Origin of the sequence: Borreliella californiensis (genome assembly GCF_014205885.1) — a bacterium.
In the GTDB taxonomy this organism is placed as follows: domain Bacteria; phylum Spirochaetota; class Spirochaetia; order Borreliales; family Borreliaceae; genus Borreliella; species Borreliella californiensis.
Map to the genome: position 1 here is coordinate 1 of NZ_JACHFB010000011.1, position 8,829 is coordinate 8,829.

The 8,829-nt window shown below is 26.5% G+C and carries 9 protein-coding genes and 3 pseudogenes; 6 read left to right on the top strand and 6 right to left on the bottom strand.

The genetic code is table 11. The annotated features are described in order from the left end of the window. From HNP67_RS06260 to HNP67_RS07155, 6 genes and pseudogenes are all read right to left on the bottom strand, one after another. The coding region (locus tag HNP67_RS06260) for a DUF276 domain-containing protein (protein ID WP_184125647.1) at window positions 1-665 on the bottom strand (665 nt) is incomplete at its 3' end. Continuing rightward, window positions 662-994, bottom strand: coding sequence for a DUF2634 domain-containing protein (locus HNP67_RS06265; RefSeq protein ID WP_184125649.1), 333 nt, complete (start codon window positions 992-994; stop codon window positions 662-664). The genes HNP67_RS06260 and HNP67_RS06265, both read right to left, overlap by 4 nt. Before the next feature lie 29 nt (window positions 995-1,023). After that, window positions 1,024-1,570: pseudogene (locus HNP67_RS06270) on the bottom strand (DUF777 family protein). Window positions 1,571-1,587: 17 nt separating this feature from the next. Continuing rightward, window positions 1,588-2,538: pseudogene (locus HNP67_RS06275) on the bottom strand (DUF693 family protein). A gap of 3 nt (window positions 2,539-2,541) precedes the next feature. Continuing rightward, window positions 2,542-3,183: a DUF792 family protein gene (locus tag HNP67_RS06280; RefSeq protein WP_336509688.1), complete on the bottom strand. Its 642-nt coding sequence runs from the start codon at window positions 3,181-3,183 to the stop codon at window positions 2,542-2,544. Between the two features lie 3 nt (window positions 3,184-3,186). Beyond that, a pseudogene (locus HNP67_RS07155) lies at window positions 3,187-3,542 on the bottom strand (ERF family protein); the annotation flags it as partial. A gap of 383 nt (window positions 3,543-3,925) precedes the next feature. Between HNP67_RS07155 and HNP67_RS06285 the strand changes: the two are divergent. From HNP67_RS06285 to HNP67_RS06310, 6 genes are all read left to right on the top strand, one after another. Next, the gene (locus tag HNP67_RS06285; RefSeq protein WP_184125651.1) at window positions 3,926-5,029 is read left to right on the top strand and encodes a plasmid maintenance protein; all 1,104 of its coding nucleotides are present in this window, start codon (window positions 3,926-3,928) and stop codon (window positions 5,027-5,029) included. A 10-nt stretch (window positions 5,030-5,039) separates the two neighbouring features. Continuing rightward, complete coding sequence (locus HNP67_RS06290; protein ID WP_184125653.1) at window positions 5,040-5,606, top strand: DUF226 domain-containing protein; 567 nt, start codon at window positions 5,040-5,042, stop codon at window positions 5,604-5,606. Then, the gene (locus HNP67_RS06295) at window positions 5,582-6,364 is read left to right on the top strand and encodes a ParA family protein (protein WP_184125655.1); all 783 of its coding nucleotides are present in this window, start codon (window positions 5,582-5,584) and stop codon (window positions 6,362-6,364) included. Before HNP67_RS06290 ends, HNP67_RS06295 begins: the two co-directional genes overlap by 25 nt. Window positions 6,365-6,381: 17 nt before the next feature. After that, window positions 6,382-6,942, top strand: coding sequence for a chromosome replication/partitioning protein (locus HNP67_RS06300; RefSeq protein ID WP_184125657.1), 561 nt, complete (start codon window positions 6,382-6,384; stop codon window positions 6,940-6,942). Window positions 6,943-6,945: 3 nt separating this feature from the next. Further along, window positions 6,946-7,410, top strand: a complete 465-nt coding sequence (gene bdr / locus HNP67_RS06305; protein ID WP_184125659.1) for a Bdr family repetitive protein — start codon at window positions 6,946-6,948, stop codon at window positions 7,408-7,410. A 535-nt stretch (window positions 7,411-7,945) separates the two neighbouring features. Further along, window positions 7,946-8,829: DUF244 domain-containing protein (locus tag HNP67_RS06310; protein ID WP_184125663.1), on the top strand; the 884-nt coding region annotated here is incomplete at its 3' end.

Sequence of the window (8,829 nt, forward strand, 5' to 3'; positions counted from 1 at the left end):
ATTCCCATATCAGAATAGTTATTTGAAATAATCCTAGAAGATATGTCCCTAATTTGAGAGTCTATGTTTAAGTAGAGATAGTTTTTAAGATCAAGCTTGTACTTTACTTTCATATAAACATATTTTCTTTTTCCTAGTGATATTTTATAAGATTTAAGTTGTCCAGTTGAATTGAGTCCATCAATTTCTATGTCTCCCTCAAGTAAAGTCCCACTAGGAGTTGTTAGATATAATGTTTCCCAAAGTTTTGCTTTAAATTCGGGATTGTTAATATTAGTTTTACTAGCGTCTAGTAAATCTTCTTTTAGAATTAGGTATATATTGGCTTTTCCAGCTGAACTTTTAATATTAGTATGCTCTACCCCATTAAGATTAAGTAAAGCGGATCTAACAGCACTGTAAGTTGTGCTTTTAGAAGAAATGTGTTCTTCAATAGCAGCCCAATAAGTACCACCCGGTTTCATTTTAGAAAAAAAGAGATTAAGTTCATTAATTATTTCTTCTTCAATTAATGCTAAAGAAGATGCAATAATGTTGTAAATCGAGCTATTACTATCATCAATATTAATCCCATAATTTATTCGCAAGTATTCTCTTTTGGCCCGTAATATATCCTTAATTGTACGCTTTAGAATGCCAAAATCAGAATCAAAAACGATACTCATAAATTAAACTCCATATTCAAAACATCACCCGAGAAAAAAAAGGATATATGCGCTTTGTTGTCTTGTATAGTAGTTGAAATATTTATTAAATCTAAGTTAAGTTCTTTAGATATTTCGTGAAAATAATTTTTTACAGCGTGAAGATTATTAATTTTTAACAGTTTTAAAAGTAAGAAGTAGTCCAGTCCCCAATTAGGAGCATAGCTTAAACTCCCCCTTAAGGTTTTTAAAAATATCAAAAATCTTTGTTTTTGCTCTTCAATTCCATCAACAAGTGATATATCGTTATTAAATACTAATTCAAAATTAGTGCCCAATTTTAAATCCATACTAGTAATTATATCATATTTAGCAAAAATTACTTAAACAAACTATTAATATTATTGCTAATTCTAGATGTTGTTATTTTTAAGCTTGCATAGTCAACAACTGCTTTTCCTTTTACAGTAATTCCATTAATAGCACTTACGATACTCTCTAGAATTGATTTTAAGGACGTTATTTCATTAGCTATTTCAATTTTTATTGTTTGCTCTAATTTTAACAGTATCAGAGATTAGATTTAAAGTCTTTGGGCTAATTGCACTAAGTATATAAAAATGATGTTTGTCAAAGTGAATATCGTTATTTTTATCAAAAATATTAACGCTTGATTGAAGTAGTAAAACGGTATCACCTTTTGATAGTTCTAAACTGATATTAGAGATATTTTTTGTGTGAATTTTTAAATCTTCAAATTCGGGTATTGTAACAATAGCTTCTTGAGTTGGTTGTTTAAACTCCTTTACAATGCCAATTTTAATTATAAAAATGTTTGAATAAATCCAATTTTTTATGTCTTCTTGAGCCAATACTTGTCCATAAAGGCACTGATTCATTCTGTAAATTTCATAGTTTTCATTCATTCTAAGTCTAGTCCCCTTTATTTTTTACGTATTGTATTAGAATCATCTTCTAACTTAAGTATCAATGAACACTCTCCTGTATTGCTAAGTTGAGCACTTGTTTCTTTTATGGTGGTTTTTATCATTTTTCCTAGCCCATCAATAAATGAAACTTTATCTCCAACATTTAACTTATGTGTGAAAAATGTTTTTGCGTTCCAAAATATAAGATTTTTTTTGAGTGTTGTGCCTAAAGTAATTTCTTGTTGTGGAATAAACTCAAGTCCATAATCTTCTAATGCCTCGTAGTGTGCATTTTCTCCCTTTTTTTTATAATTAGTAAATATCATATAGCATTCATATTCCCGTAAACCAGTCCAAATATCGGCTATTACATTGTGTACATATACCCCTTTTATTTTGTCAATAAACTCTTTTGGTGTTGTGGCATAAATATCTTTGTCAATGATTTTAAAACGATCTTTTTCGTCCATATTAAGGATATTGCGATTGGGGAATACAGATTCTATTGCTTCTTACACCGTCTTGCCTTTAAAGTTTTTGCCCTCTTTGCCTGCCAATTTGCGATTGAAGAAGTTGCTTTTAGTTAATAAACGAACATCAAGCTCAACACTAAAATCCCCACCAGGATAATCAGTGCTCATAGGATGCCCTAAAGTCTCCGCCATTATAAAATCAAAATTTTTTTCGTGGGCAAATTTCTTATAATGTATTTTTACTATATCTCCGAATTTAATGTCGTCAGTGAAGTCTAAGGGAAGGTTCCAAAGTACGACTTTTGCTTGTTTAGAACTTATAGTATGAATGTTTGAATACACGTTGGATATGGAAATATCAATATGAATTCCATCTTGTATATTGATTATAATTTTAGGAATTTCTTCGGCAAAAGGAATTCCATCAATTGATTTTTTTGATGCATCTACATTGTAGAACTCAATTTTAAAATCATATTGTAGTAACAGCATTTTTTATCCTTTATATTTTTCCAATGCAAATGTTTTTACTATTTCTATCGATAGACTAACTTCAACTTCATCAATGAAAGGAGTGTCCTTAAACGAAAGACTTGTAATTACAGCCAATTCTTTTAGGCCAAAAGTTGGACTGTAGATACTAAAGGGAACCTGAGCTTGAAGTCTGTTTGCTAGTTGTTCTTTTGCAAGATGAGCGTCAAAACGTAGCATAGTATTGCCAAAAACAGTCATTTTGAGTAGAGAAAGCATATCCTTATATAAGGATGTTAGTATTCCGCCGTTTAAAGAGATATTTTCACCAGTCATTACTGGATTGTAGCTGACATATTCTGCTTTTCTATCATAATAATTGATAACTGGTCTTTTAAAACAACTAGTATTGTAAGTGCGTGTTATGAGTTCGTTTTTTGGTTTTACAAAAAACAATTGAGGAACATATCCAAACCCTTTTAAATCCATTCTTGGAAATAACACTAAAAAATTATCTGCGCCAAAAAGAGCAAATATTTGGGTTATTACATCTCTTATTATTAGAGTAATCTCCCTGAATTCTTTCTTTTCAACATCTTTGATTTTTTCTTCGAATTTTTTCTTTTCAAGATTATTATTGATAATATTTTCATTATTAATATCTATTTTGTTAATTACTTTGTTAGCAATTTTTTTGTTACTTTTCATAAGTATTGGGGTATCAAATGCCTCTCTGTACCCAGTGTTTGTACTGTAAAATGTGGTCCTAATAACATGCTCTTTTTGACCATCTACAAATTTAGAAACTGGATCCTGCGTAAAAAAAAGATCCAAATTATGCTTATCAATAACGTTATAAATTTCTTCTACTATATCATTGAAATCATGATACTTATACCCATACCCTTTAAGACTTTTGTCAATACGCGGTAAATTCCTGATTAGGATTTTCATATCTTTTAAAATTTTATTTCTGCTTGAATATTATCTTGTGGGTAATTATTTTTGTTTGAAACATTTGTCATGTTTGCCTCCTTTATAAGATATAAATAATTATATAGCAAAAACTATTTTTGCCAACTTTTTTATAAAAATTTTTGTAAAAAAATGAGGGCTTAGCTAGATTCTCTTTATCAAAGAACTAAGCTAAACCCTTACATTACATTTTTTGCAAATTATCTTATAAAGGTAGTCGCAAATGTCAATATTTAAACAACTACGCTGTTTGTAGTGTAGCCCAATTTTAAATTAAAATCAATTGATCTTTTACTAAATTAGAAAAAGCACATTAAATTAATGAAATTAATAATTTAATTTAATATTTTTTTTAGAAAAGTATTTACTTTTAAATCAAAATTTTGCATTATAATATTAATTATTATTTATCTTATAAAGGAGGTTGACGGTTATGTCAATATCAGCCAATAAAAAAAGTCTAAATTACCACAACAAACATCAATACAAATTGATAGTTCTTATTTCAACACTAGAATACATAAACACCAAATATAAGAAATATACACAAAAAAATATACTCTATTTCTTTAATGAAAATCTTAAAAGAAATGGTCAAGCTACTACTACATTAAGAACATTACAAAAATATCTTTACAGATTAGAAAAAGATATAAAAGTAACAACCAACTACTACAAACATTTGGGTGTAAATTTTGGCACTGAAATTTACTATCACCTTAATTGTAAAAAAAATGAATGCCACTTTAAAATCAACCAATATTTTCAAGAAAAAAAACACTCTCGATTTAAATCGAGAGTTAATAGCTACCTTAATACCAAATCTCCAAAAAAGGGTAATGTAGAGTTGAGAGAGTGTTTAAGTAATAAAAATAATAATATAAAAGAAGAAAAAAGAATTAACCAAATAGAAGAATATCAAGTAAAAAACTATTACAATAAAAGTAACATTAAGTCCAAAAGTTTTCTTTCTATTTTGAATTTAGATATTAATAAAAAAACAAAAATTGAAGTAATTAAAATTATAAAACGTGGTGAACTTGAATTAATAAAAAGTTTTAATGCAAATTTAAATAGATCTTGTTTTAAAAATAAGCAAAAAAAATTAAGAGAAATTCTAAAAAATACTCAAAAACAATTAGAACAAAACGGATACAATAACGAACAATTAGAAACAGATTTACAAAAAGTATATCAAACCTACAAATTTAAGCCCCATTTTATTATTGAAAATCATAAATATAAAGATTTAGATATCATAAAAAGAAAATTAGAAAAATCAATCAAATCAAAAGTAGAAAATCCCCAAAAAGATTATGAAAATCTAAAAATAAACATTTTCAATATACTTGTTGAGCAACTAAAAAAAGATACAAATATTGAAATTGTAAAGCCTATTATAAAAGAATATTTGAATAACCAAAGGAAAATAGAATACAATAAAGTATTTGGTACATATTACTCTGAATTATCAGAGCTAATAAAAAATCAAAAAAAATCTTTAACTATAGAAGAATTTTACATAAAGGCCGTATGAGGATTAAAGTATGGAAAATGCACCCGAACCTATTGAAACTATAAGAAGAGGAAAATGTAAAGTTGAATGCCAAAATAAAGAACGCTTTATTCTGATTGAAAAAGAAAATGGTAAAGCAATGTACCATACAAAAATAATGATGGACATTTATAAATTTGGGGTTTATGAGAAAAAACATGAATTTAGATTATCATTGCGAGCATTATTTAATGGGGAAAGAATTGTTGAAGAAACTCATTTGTATCCCATTAAAGAAGGGGATAAGTTTATTGGCATTTTCTATGGATACAGAAAACCAATCAAAAAACCCTTAATAAAGTATCAATTAAATGGGACTAGAAAAGCATATGCATTGGCAAGGGCATATTATATGGAATTTAGATTTAAAGCCGGAAGTGTTTTTTGTTACTTTAAGGGATTATATCGTTTATTAGATAAAAAAAGAACAAACAATCACTACAATAAAGTTTTATTTAGTATGTTTACAGATTTAGAACAACAAGTATATAAGTTTTATGAGAAAAAATACCCAGAACAAGGACCGTTAATAAAATGGATAATAAAAAACCTGAAATAATAACAATTGCATCAATCAAGGGCGGTGTTGGCAAAAGTACGAGTGCAATTATATTTGCAACTTTGCTAGCCCAAAAATATAAAGTATTATTAATAGATATAGATACACAAGCATCTACTACTAGTTATTTTTATAAAGAAATTGCAAGTCAAGGGATTAATATTGTAAGCAAAAATATATACAGAGTATTGAAAGAAAAATTAGATATAAATAATGCGATTATAAATGTTAAAGATAACTTAGATTTAATACCAAGTTATTTAAGTTTGCATAAATTTTCAAGCGAATTTGTTCCCCTTAAAGAGTTGAGATTAAAGGATAACTTAATTTTTTTAAAACAAGTTTATGATTATATAATAATAGATACTAATCCAAGCCTAGACTTTACTTTGTCCAATGCTTTAATGACTAGTGATTGTATAATAGTTCCAATGACAGCAGAAAAATGGGCAGTAGAAAGTTTGGAGCTATTAGAATTTTATATTAAGAATTTAAGAATAAAAATTCCAATTTTTATTCTTATAACAAGATTTAAAAAAAACAATACTCATAAAGAGTTATTAAAACATGTAAGATCCAAAAAAGGATTTTTAGGAATCGTGCACGAAAGAGAAGATTTAAATAGAAAAATTACTGGAAATGATGAATTTGATATGACTAAAGATTATATCGAGGAATACAGAGAAGCAGTATCAAAATTTTTTGATATGTATGAAAAATATACTAAAAAGAATTGTTCAGTTACTGGACAATATTGAAGTAGAGGAGATTTTTTATGAAAATAGAATTAAACAAAAGAGTTTTATCAGAAGAAATAGATCCTGATATTGAAAAAAAAATTGTTACTAATGAAGATGCAATTATTCATTACAATTCTCTAAAGGACAGATTGAAGGCAAATTTTAGAAAAGAAATATTTCATAAAGTGGACAATATTAGAATTTTAAAGGAAATAAAAGATAACGAATACTATAAACTTGATGGTTATAAAAGTTTTGATGCTTTTATAAAGAATTATAATATAGCAAAGACACAAGCTTATGCTTATTTAAAATTAGCAGCTGCTTTGCAAGAGGGGATTCTTAAAGAAGACTATTTAATAGAAAATGGTATTCAAAATTCTCTTGATCTAATACAAAATAAAGAAAGTCCAACATTTAAAATGTCTAAAAAAAATCCAATAAAACCATTAAGATTTCAACTTAAAACTAAAGAAAGTTATGATTTCTACAAAAACAATGCTAAATTTACAAGTTTTTTGATGCATGAAATTTTTGAAAATCAAAAAGATTTGATTAATAAACTGCTAAAGAAGTATAAACAGTTGAAAGGGTAGTTTATGAGCAATTTAGCATACAGAACATACAATATAGAAAGTATAAAAAATGAATTTTTAAACATAGGGTTTAGCGAGGAGGCAATAGATTTTGTTTTTCTTCATAATGAAAATTACAACTTTGAAGTTTTAAAAGAGAAAATAATTAATGTAGAAAAGAATTTGAATATTAAAATAGATAATGTAGAGAAAAGCTTAAATGCCAAAATAGATAGTTTGGATACTAAAATAGATAATGTAGAAAAGAATTTGAATATTAGGATTGATAGTGTAAATACTAAGATAGATAATGTAGAGAAGAATTTAAATATTAAGATTGATAGTGTAGAGAAGACCTTACAAAAAGATATATCTAGTTTAAAAAATGAGCTTAATGCAAGTAATAGGACAATACAAGTAATGCTAATAGCAGGAATAACGCTTGCTCCGATTATTTACTCTATATTCAATAAGTATTTTTTTAATTGAGAATGATTAAAATATTTTAAAATATTAGGGAAGTATGCAGCTTATTTTTTAAATATAATACTATAATCTTGATTCTCTTCTTAAAAAGAAACATTTTATTTTTACTTTCTTTTAAATTAGAACTTATTTAAATTTTTAACAAGAGAATTTAAGTAGGTTCTTTTATTTTAACAAATACAAATTGATTTTAGTTCTAAGTTGAACGCTGCTACAATCAGTGTAGTTATTTGAATATTTTTCAATTTTGACTATTTTTTTACAAAAAAATGCCAAAAATAGTTTTTGTTATATGTTTATGTGTAATAAAAATTATAGGAGGAAAAAGTTATTTAGAAGTCCTAACTTGTTAAAAATATTTTTTAATAAATACTTGTATTTATTAACTCACATTTTCCTAAAAAATAAAAATAAGGCTTAGCTAGAATCTCTAATAAAGAACTAGCTAAGCTCTATTTTTTTGTAAAAATTTTTATAAAAAAGTTGGCAAAAATAGTTTTTGCTATATAATTATTTATATCTTATAAAGGAGGCAAACATAACAAATGTTTCAAACAAAAATAATCACCCACAAGACAATATTCAAGGAGATCTCAAAATGATAAGTGTTAGTCAACAAAGTTTTACTGGTTGTGAAATATTTGAGGAAAAATCTTCTCCCATTAAAGAAAAAAGTAAGTTAAGCAAGATAGGTAAAAAATTACCCGGAATAAGTAGTCAAGAATGTTTTAGATTTAACCGAAATATTGATTTTAGCGTACAAAGAAGCAAGCTTGATAAATACGGTGCTAGTGAAGTAGGTAGTATTCTAATTGGTGGTGCAGGACTAAAAGACTTAATGATGAATAGAGTGCTTAAATATTTTGGTATGAGCATGCCTTTTGAAGAGAATTTGTATATGCTCAAGGGCAAAGAGTTAGAAAATTTAGGATTTAGAGAATTTGTTAAATCACATGGAGATAATATTGATGTTTTGTATAAAAACAAATATGCCAATGGAGTTGATAAGTATAATTATTTCAAAAAAATGGGTAGTGCAGAAAGTTTAGTAGGCTCAACAATTGATGGGTGGTTTATTAATAATAATGGAGATTTAGAACTTTTAGAGATTAAAAATAGTGATTCTCATTATATGAGTAGTGCTATTGCGGAGTACAATAAAAATGGCAATTTTTTAAGCAGTAAATATTTTTTCAAATACTATGTGCAAGCACAAATGCAGCTAGCATGTACCGGGCTTGAGTATTGTAATTTATTCTTTTTAATCGATGCAGCACCAGTTAACTGTAAGATTAAGAGAAATGAAGACTTAATATCAAAAGTGTTTGAATTTGTTAATAAATGTGAATTAGAAATTATAAATTTAAAAAAAGATATTTATAGTAACTATAGAGATGAATACTTAATGGCACACAATTTTAA